Source organism: Niabella beijingensis (assembly GCF_020034665.1).
Classification (GTDB): Bacteria; Bacteroidota; Bacteroidia; order Chitinophagales; family Chitinophagaceae; genus Niabella; species Niabella beijingensis.
Genome location: NZ_JAIQDI010000002.1, coordinates 586,356 through 607,642 on the forward strand (window position 1 = coordinate 586,356; position 21,287 = coordinate 607,642).

Genomic DNA, 21,287 nt, shown 5'->3' on the forward strand with positions numbered 1-21,287 from the left:
TTATTTAATAGATTCTTTAATAACAGATCAGAATCTTGCATTAAATTTGTAACGCCTTCTTAAATTCTAGTATGCATGAAAGTGAGATTTGTGAACCGGAACACGGTTCTTATGAATGCGCGGACAAATTCGGATATTGTAAAATGGATGATGAAACATGACTATGACACAACTTATCTTAAGAATGTGGACCTTTTCATGAAGAGTTATTCAGAGCGTAAAGCCCTGTATGCAAATACAACCATCCGGTTTGAATCCGTCGACTGTTTTGTTGAGGACCTTGTTTCTAATGGGATCATAGAGGTCTCCCGCTAAAATGCGGATGGCCTGCTGCGTTCAATACCAGGCTGCATGCAATTTTCAAAAGCTTTTATTGTTGTTCATCTGCTTATATGGGAGCACCGGCTGTTATAGTTGCCGGCAGCTATAATGTTGGCGGAGGTATGAATTGTTCTGTGACTGTCCAGGCCGCTCTGTGCAGGAAGCAGGCATCCGGAAACTGTAAGCCCCAAAAGAGGGATAGGATCGTACAAAAAATGGGCAAATATTTAAATTGTTTCCTGCTCCCTCAGTGATATTTTTACACCCAGAACGGAAACGCTTCCCAATGAATGATAAAATTTACAGATGAAGAAATTGCCTTTGATTGATCTTAGTGTGATCCTGCTTTACCTGGTTGCCATGGTGGTGGTGGGATACCTGTTTTCAAGAAAGAACAAAAATGCCGATCAGTTCACAACAGCCTCCGGCCGTATTCCCGGCTGGGCGGTCGGGCTTTCGATTTATGCCACCTTTTTAAGCAGCAATACATTCCTTGGAGTTCCGGGAAAAGCGTTCGGGAGCAACTGGAATGCCTTTGCATTCAGCCTGTCCATGCCGCTTGCTGCCTGGGTAGCCGCAAAATATTTTGTACCGTTCTACCGGAACATAGGAGAGGTATCGGCCTATACCAATCTTGAGAAACGCTTTGGTCCCTGGGCACGCACTTATGCGGTCATCTGTTTTTTACTGACGCAGATCGCCCGGATGGGATCGATATTTTTTGGATTGTCACTCACACTTCAGGCGCTTACCGGGTTTAATATGCAGATCATCATGCTCATTACCGGTAGTTGTATCATCCTGTATACCGTGATGGGGGGTATAGAGGCCGTGATCTGGACCGAAGTGGTGCAGGGGATCCTGAAAACACTGGGCGCGTTACTTATTGTATACCTGGTGATCTCAAATGTAGACGGCGGTGCAGCAGCGATCCTGGACATCGGAAAAACGGAGCACAAATTCAGTATGGGCAAGCTGGATCTTGACTTCACCAGTTCCGGCTTCCTGGTGGTACTGTTATACGGGTTCTTTATCAATCTGAACAATTTCGGAATGGATCAGAACTATGTGCAACGTTACCACACAGCCACTTCAAAAAAAGAAGCGGCAAAGTCGATATGGCTTTGTGTGTGGATCTATATTCCCGCATCATTGCTGTTCTTTATTATCGGTACCTGTCTGTATGCCTATTACCAGCTGAACCCGGAATTGCTGAGTGCAGTGAAGTTGCAGGTGGCGGCGGAGCGGCTGGGACAAAGCGCCTCAGCGGCAGAGATCAATTCCATGGCGACGCAGCTGGCTCCCGGCGATTACGGCGATAAGGTAATGCCGCATTTTATGGTGACGATGATACCCACCGGGCTTGTTGGGCTGATCATTTCTGCGATCCTGTCGGCCGGTATGAGCACGATCAGTTCAGGCATGAATGCTTCTGCTACGGTGTTTGCTGAAGATATTTACAAACGATATTTTAAAAGAACCGTGAATGAAAAACAGGGGCTGCGTCTGCTTCATATCGCAACGGTGGTATTCGGACTCCTCGGAATGATCGCCGGGGTACTGATGATCGGAGTAAAAAGTGTGCTGGATATCTGGTGGCAGCTTTCGGGCATTTTTGCCGGGGGGATGCTGGGGTTGTTCCTGCTGGGGATCATCAGCAAAAAGACCGGCAACACCGCGGCGCTGGCTGCTACGCTCACCGGTATTATTGTGATCCTTTGGATGACCTTTTCTGCCTGGATCCCGGAGGAATACCATTATGTGAAGAGCACGCTGCATGCCAATATGATCATTGTAGTGGGAACATTGGTGATCTTCCTCGCCGGCCTGCTGTTCACCAGGTTTCAGAAAAAAAGGCTGCCTGTAACATAATATAAATCGCATGGATATTATTACCTGCCATCCCGATCCGGAGGGCAGGACGGATGAGCTATTGCCGTACAAAGCCGGAAGAACCGGTGTTTACAAGCAGCCGTTACAGGCTGTCTGTTGCAACTGTTGATAATAATAAAACGAATCATAATGACAAAGAAAGAAAAGGGGTTTGTGCCCGTAATGCTCACCCCCTTTAAGGAGAACGGGGCTGTTGATTTTGAAGGGTTGGACCGTATCACCGAATTTTACCTGCGTTCAGGAGCAAAAGGCCTGTTTGCCAATTGTCTTTCCAGTGAACTGTTTGAACTTACGGATGCCGAAAAGCTGAAGGTGATCAGCCGGGTAATGAAAGCCGCCGGGGGACAGGTTCCGGTGGTAGCCGCAGGTAATTTCGGACGCACGTTAAAAGAGCAGGCGGATTTTATAAAACGGGTATATGATACCGGCGTACAGGCGGTGATTGTGCTTACCGGATTGCTGGCCGAAGAAGCGGCCTCCGATACAGTACTGGAAGATGCGATCGGCCGGCTGCTTTCACTGACCGGTAATATCCCTCTGGGCTTTTATGAATGCCCTGTCCCCTATAAAAGGATCATATCGCCACAACTATTGGGAAAGCTGGTGAATACCGGCAGGGTCATTTATCATAAAGATACCTGCCTGAACATTGAACAGGTGCGGGAAAAGAACCGGCTTTGTGCCGGGAAGCCTTCCTTCGGATTGTACGACGCTTATATGGTACACGCGGTAGCATCCTTGAGATCCGGATCTGCAGGGCTTTCCTGTATCCAGGGAAATTTTTTCCCGGAGCTAGTGGTATGGTTGTGTAAACACTATGACAACGCTTCATTAAAAAAGGAAGTACAACTGGTGCAGCAGTTTTTTATTGATGAAATGGATGTGATGCACCGGAATTATCCCAAGGCGGCTAAATATTATCTGTGGAAAAATGGAATGAATATTTCTGTTTATACCAGGGAATCGGGAAACAGCCAGGTGTCTTATGCTATAAAAGAGGACGTGGAAAAGCTGGAACTCCGGTTCCGGGACCTGGCAGAAAAGATCCCGGGTGTGCTCGTCCGCGCACAATAAAATTGTATGAGAAGATAATCTTCTGGTCAGGCCTGTGGCAGTGCTTATGCCGTTCTCACATTCCGGTTACCGGACGGTTTCCTGTAAAGGCATAACAGGATCGGGACAAAGCTTCTTTTTGTTAATTCAGATGCGGTTGCCCTGACAACAAAAGATATCGGCCGGAAAAAACAATAAGGAGTGTATTTTGCATTTAGAGCCATCGGGCGGGAGTAAAGAGGGGCGTCTTTCAATAAGATAAAATGAATAAAAAAACAAGATCAGTACAGGTATGGAGAAAACAGGTGCGCTGTTTTTTTGCGATGGTCATGAGCATGATGACAGGCAGTGCCGCAGCTCAGCAAAACAGCAATACCGACCTTCAGTTGCTGAAGTATAACAACCCCGGGCTGGTCACAGACCTGGGTGTGGGGCTCTGGGGATGGCCGCTGCCGGTGGATTACGATGGGGACGGCGATATGGACCTGCTGGTATCCAGTCAGGGCAAGCCCTACAACGGGATCTACCTGTTTGAAAATACCAGCGGGGCTGCCATACCCGTGTTCGCACCACCGAAATGGCTGAATAAATCCATTAAAGATATACAGGTTTCTTATGTAAACGGTACGCCAAGGTTCCTGATTCCCGGAGCGGAACTGACCGGTTTTTTAAACCGGTTTGAAAGAGATAAGAAACCCCTGTTTTCCGCAAAAGAAGTGCTGAAGGCAAACACGGGAAACAACCGTTTCAATCAGTGGAAGCTGGTGGATTATGATAACGATGGAGATGACGATATTTTGATTGGTGTGGATGACTGGGGCGATTACGGCTGGGACAATGCATTTAACAGCAAAGGAGAATGGACGAGAGGGCCCCTGCACGGCTTTGTGTACCTCATAGAGAATGTAAATGGTGATTATATAAACAAAGGACGCTTACAGGTGAACGGTAGCGACTTGGATGTGTACGGCGCTCCCACTCCAAATATGGCCGACTTTGATGGTGACGGGGACCTTGATCTTATTTGCGGGGAGTTCCTCGATAAGCTCACCTATTTTGAAAATACAGGCACAAGAGCACATCCGGTATATGCCGCGGGCCGGTATCTGAAGAATGAATCCGGTTTTATCGCTATGGACCTTGAGATGATCGTGCCGGTGGCGGTGGACTGGAACAAGGATGGATTCACCGACCTGGTGATCGGTGATGAAGACGGCCGTGTAGCGCTCGTGGAGCACACGGGCAGGGTAAAGAACGGGATGCCGGTGTTCAAATCGCCATATTATTTTCAGCAGGAGGCAGGGGATGTAAAATTCGGCGCACTGGTAACCCCCTTTAGTGTAGACTGGGATGGTGATGGAGATGAGGACCTGATCTGCGGTAACTCCGCCGGTTATATTGGTTTTATCGAAAACCTGGGCCGGTTTGACGGAATGCCACGCTGGGCAAGACCTGTACACTTAAAAAGCGAAGGAAAGACGATCCGGATACAGGCCGGTAATAATGGTTCCATACAGGGACCTGCCGAAGCCAAATGGGGATACACGACCCTGTCCGTAGCGGATTGGGACGGGGACGGGCTGAAGGATATCATCGTAAATTCTATATGGGGCAAGGTGGTCTGGTATAAAAATGTCGGAACCGCAACACAGCCGCGGCTGGCAAAGGAACAGCCCGTGCAGGTACAATGGCCGCTGTCTTCCGGTGTACCCAAACCATCATGGATCTGGTGGACACCACAGAAAGAGATGCTGGTGACCCAGTGGCGTACCACACCATTTGTTACCGACTGGAACGGAGACGGACTTGCAGACCTGGTTATGCTGGATACTGCCGGTTACCTGGCGTATTTCGAACGGTTTAAAAAAGGCCATCAACTGCTGTTAAAACCCGGCCGGCATATTTTTGAGGGAACCAACGGCGCGGTTTTCAACCATAATCATGTCCTCGATAGTAACGCCGCCCGTATGGGGCTGCTGCAGCTGAACAAAGGCCGGTTCGGACAAAGCGGCCGGCGCAAATTTACCATCGCCGACTGGGATGGGGATGGCAGGCCGGACCTGCTGGTGAACAGCGTTAATGTCTCTTTCTTAAAAAATGAAGGAACCCGGCAGGGGATGGTCCGCTTTGCGGATAAAGGCCCCGTGGCAAAACTGGTGCTGGCAGGTCATGATACCAGTCCCACTACGGTCGACTGGGACAAAGACGGGGTGCGCGATCTGCTGGTGGGAGCGGAAGACGGATTTCTCTACTATCTTAAGAATGATACACGGACCAGGTGATGGATGGGAAGCAGTGCCTGTACAATTGGAATATTGCAGTGATACCGTTCCGTAGTTGCAAGCTGCAAATTTCGGTCATACGGCGCGTTGTTTTTTCCATTTTATTGTCATTTTGTTATACGATCTTATCATTTCATTTAGGAAGATAAAGCGATAAAAGATATTTCTTTTTTATGGCTGAAAACTTGTCTTTTTAGGAAACTAGGCATAAATTCGTTACAGTGCGTATGAAAGGTACAGCTGTTTTACCGGGACAATTTTGTATAAAAGAGCTGTAGGGTGGGTGACTGTTTTTTTATACTTAACGATAGCAGTTTATGAAGCTTCATTTTCACAAAGTACCGGTTCCTATACAGGATTCTTTTTCGATACGACACGACCGGGCTCCTAATTTCGGCAGACCGTTGCACTATCATCCTGAGCTGGAACTGCATTTTACCATCAGGGGGGAAGGCATCCGGCTGATCGGAGATAATGTTTCGCACTTTAAAGAAGGGGAGGTGATCCTTTTGGGAGAGAACCTGCCGCATGCATGGCGCGGGAAAGAGAACGGAGCAGGTGAAATAATGGATGATTCCTGGGTGGAAGCCATCGTGATCCAGTTCTCTGCAAAATGCCTCGGCCGGGAATTCTTTGAATTGCCCGAAGCATACCTGGTGCCCCGGGTTTTTGAGCTGGCAAAAAAGGGATTGCTTTTTCACGGCGATTCGGCCGAACAGATCAAAGACCTGATGTACCGCTCTGTAAAAGCCACGCGGTTTGAACGGGTACTGATCCTCCTGCAGATCTTACAGGTGATCAGCGAGCAGGAGGAGTTTACCACTATTGCTTCGGCGCATGCCTTCTACAAGCCCAATGAACATGAATCGGCCCGGCTGAACAATGTACTGGTATTCACACTTGCCAATTTTAAACGGGAGATCTCACTGGAAGAGGCTGCAGCGGTCAGTAATCTCAGTGTGACCTCCTTCTGCCGTTATTTTAAAACCGTAACCAGCAAGACCTACCTGGATTTTCTGACCGAAGTACGGATCAGTCATACCTGCAGGATGATCATTGAAGACCGCCACCCCATAGCCATGATCTGCTATGAATGCGGCTTTAATAACGTATCTAATTTTTACCGGCATTTTAAAAAGGTTACCGGACTTACCCCGTTTGAATACAAAAAGCGGTACCGGAAAGAACTTTCTGCCTGAACACCACCGGTTATGCGATCCTGAAGTTGTATATCGGTAAAGGGTCAATGAATACGCCGTGCATCGTTATTGACAGGATATATCATTACGGCAGCGATCAGTTCTCACGTACTACGGAATTACTACAGACCGTTAGTGTCAGTAGCATGTTTTCTGTGTAAATCTGCGTCATCTGCGAGCCTTTTTTCAAAGGATCATCGGAGGCAATGAATACGCAGACAGCACAAGGCAAACACCTTCATATGGCTTCGGGTCTTTATAGTCGTTTAAAGATTATTTCCTGTTCACCTGGTAGCGGCCCACTTCCTTGCCGGAATCATCGAGCATACTTACATTGAGTTGTTTTTTTGTGGCGTTGACACGCGTGATGGTACGGGTACCTTCTTTGGGGCCGCCACCGATGATAATGGGGTAATGGTTGGCCTGTTTGTCGGGCCCGTGTACTTTATACCGGTGGGTATGTCCGCTCAGCACCAGGTCTACCTTCCCTTTGTTAAACAGCGGTTCAAAAAGTTTGGTACAATGTGTGGCGCCATGCCAGTCGCCGGAATAGCGGGGCGGAATGTGCATCATCACTACGCGGAACGGCGCGCTTTTAAAAGCTTTACTGCTGACCTCCTGTTCCAGCCAACGGGCCTGTTCTTCGCGGTAGCCGTCAAAGTCAACAATACCGGCATATACAGGGTGTGTGTCTTCCTTGTCTTCACCGGTATCCAGTATCACAAAGCGCACCGGTCCCAGTGAAAAGGCCGTGTAAGCTACATGATGAAAATAAGAAGAAAATTCACGTGCAAATTTTCCCCTTGTTTCATGATTGCCTCTTACATAAACAAAAGGCAGCTGTTTTGCAAAAAGATCGATACAGGGTTGCAGCATATGCTCGATGATCTGCTGTTCGTCTGTTTGATAATCAAAAACATCCCCGTTGAAAAATACAAAATCACGGGAGGCGCCCTTGTCCAGGTTCAGCAGGTGCGGAATGGATTTGGGGCGGTCGTGGATATCGTTGAGCATTACAAAAGAAACCGTGTCCTTATCGGGGTCGGGGTTTACGAATTGTTCGGTGGCTCCCTGTACCTCTTCGCCATAGGTAAGTTTGTAAGGCTGAAAATCTTTTATCTCTTTTGAAACGATCCGGTAATGATAGGTAGCACCGGGTTTCAGACCGGTGAGTGTGATACAGTTGAGTCGTCCTGCGGGTTTAAAACCCAGTTCGCTTTTACCAAGAACCTTTGATGTAAGCTGATCTGCTGCCGGACCATACTCCACCCAGCTCGCAGCTTCCTTATTCGTGATCCAGAGAATGGAGATGCTGTTGCCGAAATTTGTCTGAAGATAGGGCCCTGCAATGATCCGGAATGATTCTTCGGATGTTGTAGCCGCCGCAATGGCTTTTTGAGGATTTAGAATGGCCATTCCGCCAATGGCCAGGCCTCCTTTTAAAAAGGAGCGTCTGTTCTCTCTTAATGCGTTCGCTTTCATGATAACTTTGAGTTGATGGTTGCGGGCAAAATTGGAGTATTTATTTGATACAGACGGCCCGGAGGCAAAGATTTTTTTGTTACGTGTTATTTGGTCAGTGTGTTTGAAATGATGGGGAACCATTAAGGGCCTAAGGAACATTGAGGGTTTACTATTTCTTAACTTTTCAAAGGTTTTGAATGCATGGATCATGACCGGCAGTTCGCAGGAATAGTTGTTGAACCATTAAGGGATTAAGGGACATTGAGGAACTTAATAGTTCTTAACTCCTTAATGGTTTTTAAAGCATGGATCATGACCGGCAGTCCGTGGGAATAGTTGTTGAACCATTAAGGGATTAAGGGATATTGAGGAACTTAATAGTTCTTAACTTCTTAATGTTCTAGAATGCGTGGATCATGACCGGCAGTCCGCAGGAATAGTTGTTGAACCATTAAGGAGTTAAGGGTCATTGAGGGGCTTAATAGTTCTTAACTCCTTAATGGTTTTTAAAGCATGGATCATGACAGGTAGTTCGCGGGAATAGTTGTTGAACCATCAAGGGATTAAGGGACATTGAGGAACTTAATAGTTCTTAACTTCTTAATGATTTTTAATGCATTGGATATAGCAGAGCACAAGTAATACAACTAAAGAAAATAATAATTACAACGGCACTGCCAGGTACAAATAAATGACAGTGCTGGAGCTGAAGAGCAGGACATGCATCCTGTTTCTTCGTGAGGGGGAGAAAACTGGTGCAGAACGCTGGCTTTATTGCCGGCGTCTCAGCGGTGGTATTATCCCTGGGGAAATTTGGTCATGTCCATGTAGATCACTTCCCAGTTGTGACCGTCCAGGTCTTCAAAGCACCGTTGCTGCATGAACCCGTAGTCCTTGGGATCGGCATATTGATTGCCTCCTGCGGCAATAGCCTTGTCGGCTATCTCGTTAACGGCCGCTGCGCTTTCGACGGTAATGGCATTAATGGCAGCAACGGTTTTCCGTGTGTCTGCGATCTCTTTGGACGAAAAATCCCTGAAATGCTCATGTGTCAGCAGCATCACAAAAATAGCATCTGTCAGCACCATACAGGCTCCTTTGTCATCTGTGAACTGCGGGTTGTTGGTAAAGCCGATAGCAGTATAGAAGTCCATTGATTTCTGAAGGTCCTGTACCGGAAGATTGATAAAGATCTGCTTGCTCATTTTATTTTGTTTTTAAAGATGAAATTATTTCTTGTTTGCAATACAAAAATAACACCTGCTGCTTCCGGAGAAGCTGTATAAAAAAGTCAAAATGCAGGTGTTTTGCGACAGGATAAAAGAAATATCATTTAAGTAAGTTGCATAATCTGTGGCTTACGGGGCTTTGGGTCCTGATGATCGTGCAAACAATCTTGACCGCAATCCGCTTACTGGTACAACATCTTTATCCGTTCTTCCTCCAGGTCGATCAGGAAGAGCTGTTCACGGATGATGGCTTCATCAAAGGCCGGATCTTTGTTTAATTCCGTCAGGTACCGGCGCTGACTTTCGAGCATTTCCAGGAAGATGATCCTTGCAGGGTGACTCATGCGTTCATCATCGGATGCCTTCAGTTTGGCTTCCCAGTGCTGCAGCATGTTTCTCGTTCCCGCCAGTTCCTGCTGGTCCTGGTCGTATTTGCCCTGAAGGAATTGATAGGTATGCTGCCGTAATCCGTGTTTTAATTGCTGCTTGGCCGTTTCCCGCGGTTCTTCCGGAAAGTTTTCAAACATGCGCCCGTGTTTTATCACATAAGGCAGCGTTAACCCCTGCACCACGAGTGTAAGCAGTATCACAACAAAAGTGATGAAGAGGATAAGATCGCGGTGAGGAAAGGCCATGCCGTTGTTCAATGTTACCGGTATGGCCAGGGCAGCTGCCAGCGATACAACACCGCGCATGCCGGTCCACCCCAGGAAAACGGGGATCAGCCAGCGCCTGTTCCTGGAGGATACACGGGGCGCCACGCTCGGCCGGAAGATAAGCGTTGCTATCAGAGCCGCATAGGAGCTGATGACCCGGGCAAGTATCAGTACGGCGGTCACCAGTACGCCATAACCGATGGCTGTATGCAGCGAAATACCTTTTGAACGCAATCCTTGCACGATCTCCGGAAGCTCAAGTCCGATGATGAGGAATACAATCCCGTTGAGTATGAAAATAAAGCTTTCCCACACGCTGTACCCTTTTATCCGGCTGGTGCTGTTGAGAAACGAGAAGCGGTGGGTAGACATCAGCAGACCGCCGCTTACGACGGCCAAAACCCCGGAACTGTGCACCTGCTCTGCCACCCAATACAGAAAATAAGGTTCAATAAGTGTAAAGGCAATATCGGAAGGAGCATCCGTAGGCAGCCGCTTGTGCGCCTGCATGAAGACCCATCCCAGCGCCAGCCCGATGCCGATGCCTCCTGTGATCATCCATAAAAAGCTGAAAGCCGCTTCATGCCAGATGAACTGGCCGGTGCCCACGGCAACGAGCGCAAAACGGAAGATGATCAGTGAAGAGGCGTCATTCAGCAGGCTTTCGCCTTCCAGGATGGCCGCGGTGGATTTGGGGATCTTTACAAATTTGGTGATGGCTCCTATGCTGACGGCATCGGGAGGCGACACGATGCCGCCCAGTAAAAAACCCAATGCGATCGTAAAGCCGGGTATAAAATAGTTGGCCACTACTGCTACCGACAATGCAGTAAAAAATACCACCAGGAAAGCAAAACTGCTGATGATGCGCCACCACTTTTTCATTTCCTTGAAAGAAACGGACCATGCTGCTTCACAAAGCAAGGGCGGAAGCAAAATGAAAAAGATCAGATCCGGGTTGACTTTCACAACCGGTAATCCCGGGATAAAGCTCACCAGCAGGCCCGCTACAACCAGTAAGATCGGATAAGCAATCCGGAGCTTTGTTGCCAGCATTTCCAAAAGGACCACTGCTACTACCATGGCCAGCAGAAAGGGGAGGATACTATGCATTAAGGCGTTGTTTAATATTTTATCACCAATGATCTTCTACCGGTCCGTTGAGTAACGCATTCCGCCGGCTATGACGGTTGATTCTCGGTACCTGCTTTCGGTGCCCCGGCTTTGGTTTATGCCCCGAATTTATAAAAAAGGCAAAAAAGATCAATAAAATTATTCTTACCGATCGGGAATCTGAACCGGCAATACAGGATAAAAAACGGGAAAGTTTGCCCATTGGCTGGCCGTACTATTTTACATGATGAGCCGCTGACAGCTGAAGGCCGAAAACCTTACTCCCAGATGCTTTTCAGTTCATATACTTCCAGCCCCGAAACCTTAGCGGATCCTCCTTTTGCGGATAATGAAAGCGAACGGTTACTGCCGTCGATGTTTATGTTGACCGGCATAAATACGAGTCCGTTATTAACAAATACTTCCAGTCCTGTCCGGTCGGCATAAACCAGCAGGCTGAGTTTTCCGTTTTGCAGTGCTGCCGGGGCTTTTACACCGTCGGCTACTAGCTCCTGCCGGGTCACATCATAGATCAGAGGTACGCCGCGGACATTCAGGCGGATCTCTTTTGCCTTGCCGGGTGCCAGTTCCATCCGGATCTCCGCCAGTTCAACAGCAATGTCTTTTAAGGGATCGGGGCCCATTTCTTTCAGGGTACTGTTGCCCTGCTTGTATGCTTTTATTCTCAATTGTTCCAGTTCCTTTACCGGCATCCGGGTCAGCCGGATCCCGTCCGGTGTTTTTACCAGCCGGTGCTCCATGGGCAGGCTCATCGACTGGTTGAACGGCATCTGATCTTTTACAGTATTCGTACGCCACCAGCCGATCTCGATCCGGCGGCCGGAAGGTTCATCGCTAAAGGTTTGCGGTGCATAGAAGTCGCGCCCGTATTGGTTTTGCAGCCTTTTTTCTTCTTCAGTGAAACGGGTGCCGTCAAAACTGCCGATGGCATATTGGGTATTGGCGCCCGTAAGCACCCATTTTTTTACACCGTTCATGCCCTGTACCGGCAATTCATAGAACTCGGGGCATTCAAAAAGATACCGGTCATTGCCCGCACCGCCATAGGTGATGCTGGCGGGCGTCCAGTTCTTCAGATCCGGTGAAGTGAGGAACTGCATGCTGTGTTGTTCGTTGTTGCCACGTTCCACCCACACAACCATGATCCATTTCTTTGTCGGCTCATACCAGATCACTTTGGGATCGCGGTTGTCCTTGTTAATGCGCGGTACCACAGCCTTGCCATAATTCCGGAACCTGCGCCCATCGGTGCTCCAGCTCATGTATTGTCCCCAGCCCCGGGCACCTGTATGAAAGAGAACCATTGCGGGCTTCCCGTTTTCCCCCAATCCGCTGGTATTGTTTTTATCCACTACGGCGCCGCCACTGAACACCGGCCCGCCCTGGTCGGGATGAATGGCATCGTCCAGTTCGTTCCAGTGGATCAGGTCTTTGCTTACGGCGTGTCCCCAGGTCATATTGCCCCAGTTGCGTCCGTAGGGGTTGTGCTGAAAAAAGAGGTGGTACTCCCCGTTGAAGTAAACCATTCCGTTGGGATCATTGGTCCAGCCGCGTTTGGGCGAAAAATGAAACTGGGGCCGCAGCTTTTCCCGGTATTCATTTGTATTGCTGTCTTTATCACTTTGCAGTACGGGGTTAAATATAGTTGAAGAGGCGGCTACTTTATCCACCCGCAGTTCGATGGCTTTGCCTTTCCATTGGTCAATGCGCATATATGCATACCAGTCCGGCAGCCCTTCAGCCAATTCCATATCCCAGAACCGCGTGTTAACGCCGTCTATCCAGAGCTCCAGGTTCCGTTTGGGGGCATCATTTTTTACCGGCAGCACCAGGTATTTTTTATCGGCGGTAAAATAGGTGCTGATATTTTTGGTTTGCGGCTGCTCCTGGCCATTGGCTGACAGGAATACTAAAAGAAACAAGCAGGGTTGGAGCCATCTTTTTATCATATGATACCGTTGTTTTTAAATATGTCATCGCGCTTCCCTGTAAGTGACTGAATTGTGTTATGTCTGCGATGCCGCCATTCCGGCCGGGCACCGCAGGTGCTGAATGAAGGCTTTTGAATAGTGTCACCTCCGGGATCGTTGTTCCTGTAAAAATATCATATTCTTTTTGAAGATGGATGACCGGCCCCGGGAAAATACCTGCAAGTATAAAAAAAAGGAAAGCTGTAGTTCTTACTACAGCTTTCCTTGATGGACGGTCTTTCCTGCCGGAGCTTATCTTTTATATACTCCAAGCTCCGCCAATGCAGTAGCTGTGCCGCTTTTATAATCAGATTTTATTACAATACGGAAATGACGGAATGTTGCAGGTGCGATCAGATCGAGGTATTGCTTTGCGGCGTTGTTGGCGAAGGTATAAGGTCCCAGCGACCGCCATACCGCTCCGTCATCGCTTACGAATATTTCCACCAGTTTTACCGCTCCATCCAGCGGAGTACGCTGATTATAGGTGAAACCATGTACTTCTTGTACCGCGCCCATGTCAACTGTGATTTGATGCGGATAGCCGGTGGCTTTACTCATATGCCAGATGGTTGATGTACTGTTGTCGATGGCGTTAGCGGGAGACCGGTTTGTTGGTACATCATAGTCTTCCATGGTGGGTACCCATCCGTTTTTAGGATATTCAACCGGTGGTCCTTGTGCCAGCAGCGGAGTATAATCGGTTTTAAAGGTGTCCAGCGACAGCGAATCGGGTTTGTACAGGGTCCGGTAGCGGAAGGTTTTGTTCCCCCCGAAATCACTCAATACCGTTGTGTCTGTTGTGTTATCGATGTACAGCTGATGCCCGGTACCGGCACTGTCGGTATATTCCAGTTCGTTGCCCAATACGGTCTCTTCCCGGCTTCCCCATGCAAGTGTAACTTCTTCGTTCAGGTATACTGCACTGGTTATGGCAGTAGGAAGCAGTCCCTTTTCATAGGCTGCTCCGTAAACGCGGCCCACCACTGATGACTTCACGGATTTATTACCTGCTTTGTCGTACAGATACAGGTCAAAAGAATAAATGCCTTCGGTCATGGACGGGAAATAGAGCTCTTCCACCGGTTTGCCGGTCTGAAATGCCGCTGAGTCGGTCATGTTATCCCAATATACGACCGCGCGGTTAGCGCTCAGGTCGGATTGATGAATACGGAGACTGATCCGATTTCTTCCGGGGAGCACTTCAATGGAATCGGGACTGCCGGTATATACGATTGATCCGTCTTTAATAAAGTCTTTGTAGGTGGCATCCATCTTATCGCAGGTGCAAAGCAATAACACACTGCATACTGCTATTCCAATTCTTAAAAGTTTCATTTACTTCAATTTTTACATGGATTAAAAGCGGGTTAATAATCACCCCAAAAAGTAAGCTCCGCCATATATATATGATCCAGTGCACCCCACACTCTGTTGGTTTTCCAGCGGAGATAACGCACCGGCGGTGCATCCGGCGGAAAATCGAATTCTTCCCCGTTTACGACCGCATAGTTGAAATCTTCTTCGGTAACCGTTCCAAGCGGCAAACCGGAAGGCTTAAGCGAGGTAAAGTCCCCGATCTTAAACCAGGAATCCCAGGTACCGTCATTTACCGGTTGGTCAGAACCCCACAGTTCAAACACTTTTGGATCACCACCGTTGTAAGCACCATCGGAGGCACCCTGGCCGGTGCTTCTCCTGTGATAGAATTTAAAACGGCTGATCTTGGCCTTAACACCCAGGTCAAAACTGAACCACTGGGGCAGGCCGGTTCCCGGTTTGGTATGGAAAACATTTCCGCCATTGAATACGCCGTCCCACAGATCACTCAACCCCACACCGCAGCAGTGTTGTGCATTCTGATCGGTTATAAGGTTCAGTGCTTTTATTTTTGTACGATCGAGCAGCTTCTCCAGCCAGGGAGTGTATTCCCCGAATAAAGTATCCGACCGGTTGTTCCACCGGTCGCGGATGTATACTCCAAAACGCCGTTTTACAGGATCAAACCCGCGTACAGCAAAAGACCCTCCGATGCTTTTTGTATAATAGGTGAGGGCCTCTTTCATTTGCCCTACCGAATCTTCGGCAATGACCGTCATTACCAGATTGGCGGATACGGGGTTATCAAATGTCAACCGAACGCCGCCAAATGTTTCTTCCATTTTTAGAGAACGGAACGTGTTTTTAATCGGCGGTTCCAAAGGATGGATCACCGTCTCCACGGGTTCGGAAACCTGCTCTCCGCGACTTACCGAATACAGCTTTACCGCATACTCTTTTGTGTCAGGGAACCCTTCCACTTTCAGTGTTTTGTTGTAGTAGGAAGACTTGATTTCCTGGGTAACGCCTTCGCGGATATCGTACACCGCTTTTACGTACAATAACCGGCTGTCGTCCGGAACATCATAAGAGATCACGGCTCCTCCCGGAACATTCTCCACTTTAACATTGGTTACTCTTGCAGGTGCGCCATCGCCTGCATCCAATGGGTCCTTCAACGCATCCCGCTCACAGCCCAGGATGGTGAATGCCACTATTAAGAAAAGTAAATGTATTCGTTGCTGCATGGTTATTTGTATTAAAATAGTATTCTTGAATTACCATCCGGGGTTTTGGTTGATGCGTTTATTGCTTAACAGTTCCCCTTCAGGCAGCGGCCACAGATAATCACGGGTGGTGAATGTCTGATTAAAAATCACTTTCTCCCGGTAGTAAGCAGTTGCATCTTCCTGCTCCAGATCCCAGCCGGTAACCGGTTGGTTCAGGTATTGGGTAGCCAGCTTCCAGCGCCGCAGATCCCAAAAACGTTGCCCTTCAAAAGCCATTTCGATCAGGCGTTCGCGCTGGATAATTTCCCGAAGCCCGTCCTTCTGCGTGTATTTGGTTGGATTTTTTGCATAGTTGGCCCAGGCATCCTGCACATCAGGTACACCGGCGCGCTCACGCACCAGGTTCAGATAATGGTATACCTGGTCTGTGGGACCGTTGACCTCGTTCAGGGCTTCGGCCAGGTACAGATAAAGACTGGCCAGGCGGATCATCGGCCAGGGGTAGGATTCGACGGTGTAGGTATTCCCGGTTCCGATCACATTATTGAAATTTACGAGTTTTTTAGGCCAGTATCCGGTGACCGAATAAGAGGCTTGGTTTTGTGCAGCCGCAGGTTGTCCTTTCTTCGAGGAAACAAAAAGCATGTCCTTCGCATCATCGAAGAATCCCTGACCATACCATACGCCGCCATCAAATCCGAGTGAAGCATAAAAACGCGGCTCGCGGTCGAAATTCAATTGGGCCGTGACATAACCTTCCTGTATATAGTAACGTGTCGCGGATGTGCCCAAACGTAATTTAAACCGTGAAGCATAATCATAGCTGGCGTCCTCATCGATGGGTATCCCGTTTTTAGTATAGAACATTTCCGCTATTTTCAGTGGTGGCGCAATATTGCCCTGGGTTCCGGAGTTGGCGCTTTTGGAGGGATCAAGACCCCGGGGGGTAGCCTGTGCCTGGATGGATCCGGCCATACTGTTGGTGTTTCCCCAGATGATCTCGGCATTCCATTTTTCGGCGACGGCGTTGCGGATATTCATGCCGATCCGCGTTTCATCAGAAATTTTATACTGAAAGAAATCGGGGGCAAACGTATAAAGTTTATGCCCCAGTGATTCGCAATAGTCAACAGCTTCCTGGCAGGCGGTCAAAGCGCGCTGCCATTTTCCGTTGTCTGCAGTACTGTTGAACAGCACTGTTCCCTCCGGATCCTTAAATCCGTTGTAATCAGAATTGCCGTTGAATAAAGGACTGGCAGCGGTAACCAGTACTTCCGCTTTTACACTTAAACCGATCGCTTTGGTGATACGACCCAGCTCAGCTACTTCGTTATCGATGCGCTGCGGAAGATCGGGGATGGATTCATCCAGCAGCTGAACCATATAGTTGATACAGGAATCCACGGGAGCCCTTGCGGGGTAGACTTCAGATGCAGGCGCATCAACAGGCACATTCTCCTTTATCAAAGCAATAGGACCGTACATGCGAAAAAGATAATAATGAAAATACGCTTTCAGGAATTTCGCTTCAGCGGTCCAGCGTTCCAGCTCTCCCGGACGCAGATCGGGGACGTTGCCAACATTGTCCAGGAAAATATTACAGACCCGGATGCCTTCAAAAAGATCTTTTCCTCCATTGTTGCCCTGCCAGAAATTCATGTAAGAATTGGTCTTGTTTTGTCCGCCCCGGGCAATCTTCCAGGCGTTGGAACCACTGGTAGGCACCAGCCAGAATTCATCGCCCGCGCCATTTGCAGGATTAGACTCAAACGCACCCAATGCGGGAAGATAGGAGTAACAGGTAAACAGATAACGTTCCGCAGTGGTGCGCAACTGAAACGCATAATCGATAGTGGCCACATTATCCGGTACGATATCCAGGAATTTTTTGCAACCTGCGGATGAAATGATCAGGGCCAGAATAACAGCCCGGTAGAACAGTTTCATTGTTTTAATATTTAGAATTCATTTTTTAAAAAGAAGCCTGCAACCCGATGTTCAGCACCCGCTGGATGGGATATCCCAGCCCGTTTCCTGCCATTTCCACATCCCACATCTTAAAGGAACTGAAAGAAAACAGGTTGGTTCCGGTAAGGTAACAGCGAAGATTCTTTAAATGCATTTTTCTCGCAAGCGGCGCGCTCAGCGTATATCCCAGCTCTACCTGTTTTAACCTCAGGAAAGCACCATTACGCATGAACCAGGTGTTCCGCTCATTGTTGTTATCGGTTCCGGTGGCAGTAGTGGTTAACCGCGGCCAGGTGGCATACAGGTTCTGATTGCTTTCCGACCAGTAACTGTCTGCATAGGCTTTCAGTAACTGATTGGTCGGTTGTCCCAGCAGCGTTTCTCCGTCATAAGTGTATTGCATGAAAGGCGCCGTGGCATTGTAATCGATCCAGAATGATTCCCGTCCCAGTCCCTGGAAAAAGAGAGAAAAGTCGAAGCCTTTATAACCGGCTGAAGCTCCAAATCCATAAGTGATCTCCGGAGTAGTGGGGTAACCGATGGGTACCTGGTCCAGGCTGGTAATGACTCCGTCTTTGTTGACATCATAATACTTGATGTCTCCGCCGCCGTATTCGCCAAACTGGCGGGGCGACTTGGCGGCTTCATAATCATCTACGAACAACCGCTCTGCAATGTAACCCCATTGCTGGCTGATCGGATAGCCTACATGCCGTTTCCAGGGGGCTTCGTCATAGAATGGTTCTTCGTAACGGAGAAACTTGCTGGTAGCATAGGTAAAGTTTACCCTTCCCTGTATCCAAAGGCTGTTACTAAAAGACTGGTTATAGTCCAGCGATCCATCGATCCCTCTTCCGGTAGCCTGGCCTATATTGGCTTTGGGTTGCGCTGTAAGCCCCATTGTGGCGGGAGTTGCCGTGCGTGTCATTAATATGCCCGTACGGTGTTCTTTAAATACGTCAACCTGTAAATTCCATTTTCTGAATAAGGTCATTTCCAGACCTAAATTTGTTTTGGTGGCGGTCTCCCAGGTGATGTTGGGATCGGCATACCGCACCAATGATATACCGTCTCTGCGGTAACCGTTATTGGTACCGAAAACAGCACCATGGCCGGCATCCGTCATATTTACTTCCGACAGGTAAAGAAAACGGTCCTGCGGGGCGCCGATGGCATCGTTCCCGGTAAGACCATAAGTACCCCTCAGTTTCAGATTGGAGATGGCTTCTTTCAAAGGCGCCCAGAACGCTTCATTCGATACGGACCATGCTACCCCTGCAGAAGGGAAGAATCCCCAGCGGTTATTGATGTGGAAGCGTTCCGATGCATTGTATCCAAAATTCAGTTCGGCGAAATACCGGTTATCATAACCATAGGTGGCGCGCCCGGCAAGACCAATGTTCCTGAACGGCAGGGAGGCCTGGAGGGATGAGATCTGCCCGGTCAATTCATTACGCAGCATAAATACCATCATACCACTCAGGTTGTGTACATTGGAAAAAGTGCGGTTATAACTCATCGCTCCTTCCATGTAAAACTTTGAATTAACAGTGCGGTCGCTTGGATTGTAGTCAAGATATTCGGTACCATCGTCCTCATTCAGCAAGGTCAGTTTGTACTCATTGGTTGTATTATCATAGGAGTTTGCCTGGTACCAGAAAGGCTTATAGGCCCTGCGTACTTCAAAAAAAGTATTTCTTGTTACGTTCATCAGTAAGCGCGCCTGGAGCCCGGGCGTAATAAAAGAGAGTTGCTGCTTGAGTTCCATTTGGGCGGACATCATAGAACGGGAGTAGTTCTTGTATCCCCGTACCATCTCCGCGTATGGGTTTAACAAATAACTGCCGCTTCCATCGTCATAGTTACCAAAAAGAATGTGCTTGGTATGAAGGTGATCTGCGTCTGCGGGATAGTAGGCCGGAAAATAAACAGGATTCGTACGCATCACCTGTCGGTATAACCCGGTACCTTCTGTGAGCGGTCCCGTGTAATCATCAAAGTTGCCCGACATACGGACAATGAGCTCGGTGCTTTTAGTAAGGTTTACATTGACGTTGGAACGCAGATAATAACTGGTTAATTTGATGTTGTTATTAAAGTTATTTTTAGGATCCACGCGCAACACACCGTTATCGCGATTGACAGAGCCTGCCACAAAATACCGCGCAATTTTTCCGCCCCCATTTACATTCAGATTGGCCCGCTGGTTCATCGCATAGTCTTTGAAGAGTGCAGATCTCCAGTCCGTAGTAGGGAACATTAGCGGATTGGTGCCTGCGATGGTATTGTCAATCTTCTGTTGCGAGTAAGGTACTTTGCCTAGCGGGTCCCGCGTAAGTACGGCCTCATTATGCAACTGCATATACGTGATCGGATCTGCCAGTTCTACATTTTTGGTGGGCTGGGAAAAAGAGTTTTCAACCCGGATGGTGACCGAGGCCTTTCCTTCCTTTCCTTCCTTTGTGCTGATCAGGATCACTCCGTTCGCAGCCCGGCTTCCGTACAGGGAGGTAGCAGTAGCATCTTTCATTACACTAAAGCTGGCGATATCGTCCGGCTGTAGGCGGGCCAGATCGGTTGTTGATACTTCCAGTCCGTCGATCAGTATCAAAGGATCTCTTTTGTATCCGAAAGTGGTAACACCGCGGATGAAGAAATCGGCATTGTCCTGTCCCGGTTCACCGCTGCGCTGATAGGCAATGATGCCTGCTACACGGCCTGCGAGTGCGGTAGTCAGGTTACTGGAAGGGATCTTCAATTCAGAAGGGTTGATAGTAGTTACGGAACCTACCACTTCTCGTTTCTTCTGCTTGCCGAAGGCCACTACCACTACATCATCCATAGAGCTGTCGCTTACCTGCAACATGATATTGGAAAAATTTCCGTCTTTTACCGGAAGCTCCTGTGTGATGTATCCGACACTTGATACCACCAGTACTGCTGTTTCATCCTTCACGTTCAGTGAAAAATTTCCTTCAGCATTGGTAATGGTACCGTTGTTGGTGCCTTTTTCCGTCACATTTACATTTGCCAGGGGTTTACCTTCGGCATCAACGATCTTCCCGGTTACCGGCAGGGCTGTCATCCGGTGGCCGGAGTGAAGCGCTGGTCTCGATGCTGTGATGGGGGCGCTTACTTTGGTAATTGCTGCGACTGTGGCAGGTTTACCGGCAATGAGTACCGCAGTTAAGAGGAATGGGGTGATCCGCTTACGCATAGGGATATAACTCCGGTATACGGCAGAACAATGTACTTTCTCCATACATTTAGTTTTCAGAAAAATATGTGAGCACTAAAACAGATAGATGCTGGCTTAATGCAATCGTTATCGGGATCAAATATAGATAACTGAATTAAAAATAAAGGGGCATTATTCTTTTGCAATGCCTGGCAGGGCACGCAAACGCAGACTGCAACAGTCGAAAACGTTATCGCATTTTTTTATTTTTAACGGATGTTGAAGCGCAAAAAATGGCGGTTAAGGGTTAGGTGCAGCGGCGGTTGTATGTAAAAGAAAGAAGCCGGTGCTGCTGTATCAGACAATTGCACGGAAGCCAGGTTTTTTGTTT

At 48.4% G+C, this 21,287-nt stretch carries 13 protein-coding genes; 5 read left to right on the forward strand and 8 right to left on the reverse strand.

Translation table 11 applies throughout. The features are described 5' to 3' along the window. Positions 1-75 precede the first annotated feature (75 nt). From K7B07_RS18530 to K7B07_RS18550, 5 genes are all read left to right on the forward strand, one after another. Positions 76-315, forward strand: coding sequence for a hypothetical protein (locus K7B07_RS18530; RefSeq protein ID WP_223712019.1), 240 nt, complete (start codon positions 76-78; stop codon positions 313-315). 312 nt (positions 316-627) lie between these two features. After that, on the forward strand, positions 628-2,193 hold the full coding sequence (locus K7B07_RS18535) for a sodium:solute symporter family protein (RefSeq protein WP_223712020.1): 1,566 nt from the start codon (positions 628-630) through the stop codon (positions 2,191-2,193). A gap of 150 nt (positions 2,194-2,343) precedes the next feature. Then, a complete protein-coding gene (locus K7B07_RS18540; protein ID WP_223712021.1) occupies positions 2,344-3,288 on the forward strand; it encodes a dihydrodipicolinate synthase family protein in 945 nt (314 codons plus the stop codon). A 242-nt stretch (positions 3,289-3,530) separates the two neighbouring features. Next, positions 3,531-5,549, forward strand: coding sequence for an FG-GAP repeat domain-containing protein (locus tag K7B07_RS18545; protein ID WP_223712022.1), 2,019 nt, complete (start codon positions 3,531-3,533; stop codon positions 5,547-5,549). A 317-nt stretch (positions 5,550-5,866) separates the two neighbouring features. Further along, positions 5,867-6,748 (forward strand): AraC family transcriptional regulator, encoded by an 882-nt coding sequence (locus tag K7B07_RS18550; protein WP_223712023.1) that lies wholly within the window; start codon positions 5,867-5,869, stop codon positions 6,746-6,748. Positions 6,749-7,021: 273 nt separating this feature from the next. On the opposite strand, the gene K7B07_RS18555 is transcribed toward K7B07_RS18550, so the two are convergent. From K7B07_RS18555 to K7B07_RS18590, 8 genes are all read right to left on the reverse strand, one after another. Further along, positions 7,022-8,230: a purple acid phosphatase family protein gene (locus K7B07_RS18555; protein WP_223712024.1), complete on the reverse strand. Its 1,209-nt coding sequence runs from the start codon at positions 8,228-8,230 to the stop codon at positions 7,022-7,024. A 779-nt stretch (positions 8,231-9,009) separates the two neighbouring features. Continuing rightward, positions 9,010-9,417 carry a VOC family protein gene (locus K7B07_RS18560; RefSeq protein ID WP_223712025.1) on the reverse strand — a complete coding sequence of 136 codons (408 nt, stop codon included), beginning with the start codon at positions 9,415-9,417 and terminating at the stop codon, positions 9,010-9,012. Positions 9,418-9,623: 206 nt separating this feature from the next. Next, on the reverse strand, positions 9,624-11,210 hold the full coding sequence (locus K7B07_RS18565; RefSeq protein ID WP_223712026.1) for a Na+/H+ antiporter: 1,587 nt from the start codon (positions 11,208-11,210) through the stop codon (positions 9,624-9,626). A 278-nt stretch (positions 11,211-11,488) separates the two neighbouring features. Next, positions 11,489-13,180 carry a glycoside hydrolase family 32 protein gene (locus K7B07_RS18570; RefSeq protein ID WP_223712027.1) on the reverse strand — a complete coding sequence of 564 codons (1,692 nt, stop codon included), beginning with the start codon at positions 13,178-13,180 and terminating at the stop codon, positions 11,489-11,491. A gap of 273 nt (positions 13,181-13,453) precedes the next feature. Then, positions 13,454-14,539, reverse strand: coding sequence for a DUF4998 domain-containing protein (locus tag K7B07_RS18575; RefSeq protein ID WP_223712028.1), 1,086 nt, complete (start codon positions 14,537-14,539; stop codon positions 13,454-13,456). Positions 14,540-14,571: 32 nt separating this feature from the next. Then, positions 14,572-15,768, reverse strand: a complete 1,197-nt coding sequence (locus tag K7B07_RS18580) for a DUF5000 domain-containing lipoprotein (RefSeq protein WP_223712029.1) — start codon at positions 15,766-15,768, stop codon at positions 14,572-14,574. Between the two features lie 30 nt (positions 15,769-15,798). Continuing rightward, positions 15,799-17,697 carry a RagB/SusD family nutrient uptake outer membrane protein gene (locus K7B07_RS18585; protein ID WP_223712030.1) on the reverse strand — a complete coding sequence of 633 codons (1,899 nt, stop codon included), beginning with the start codon at positions 17,695-17,697 and terminating at the stop codon, positions 15,799-15,801. A gap of 25 nt (positions 17,698-17,722) precedes the next feature. Beyond that, positions 17,723-20,980, reverse strand: coding sequence for a SusC/RagA family TonB-linked outer membrane protein (locus K7B07_RS18590; protein WP_223712031.1), 3,258 nt, complete (start codon positions 20,978-20,980; stop codon positions 17,723-17,725). Positions 20,981-21,287: the final 307 nt, after the last annotated feature.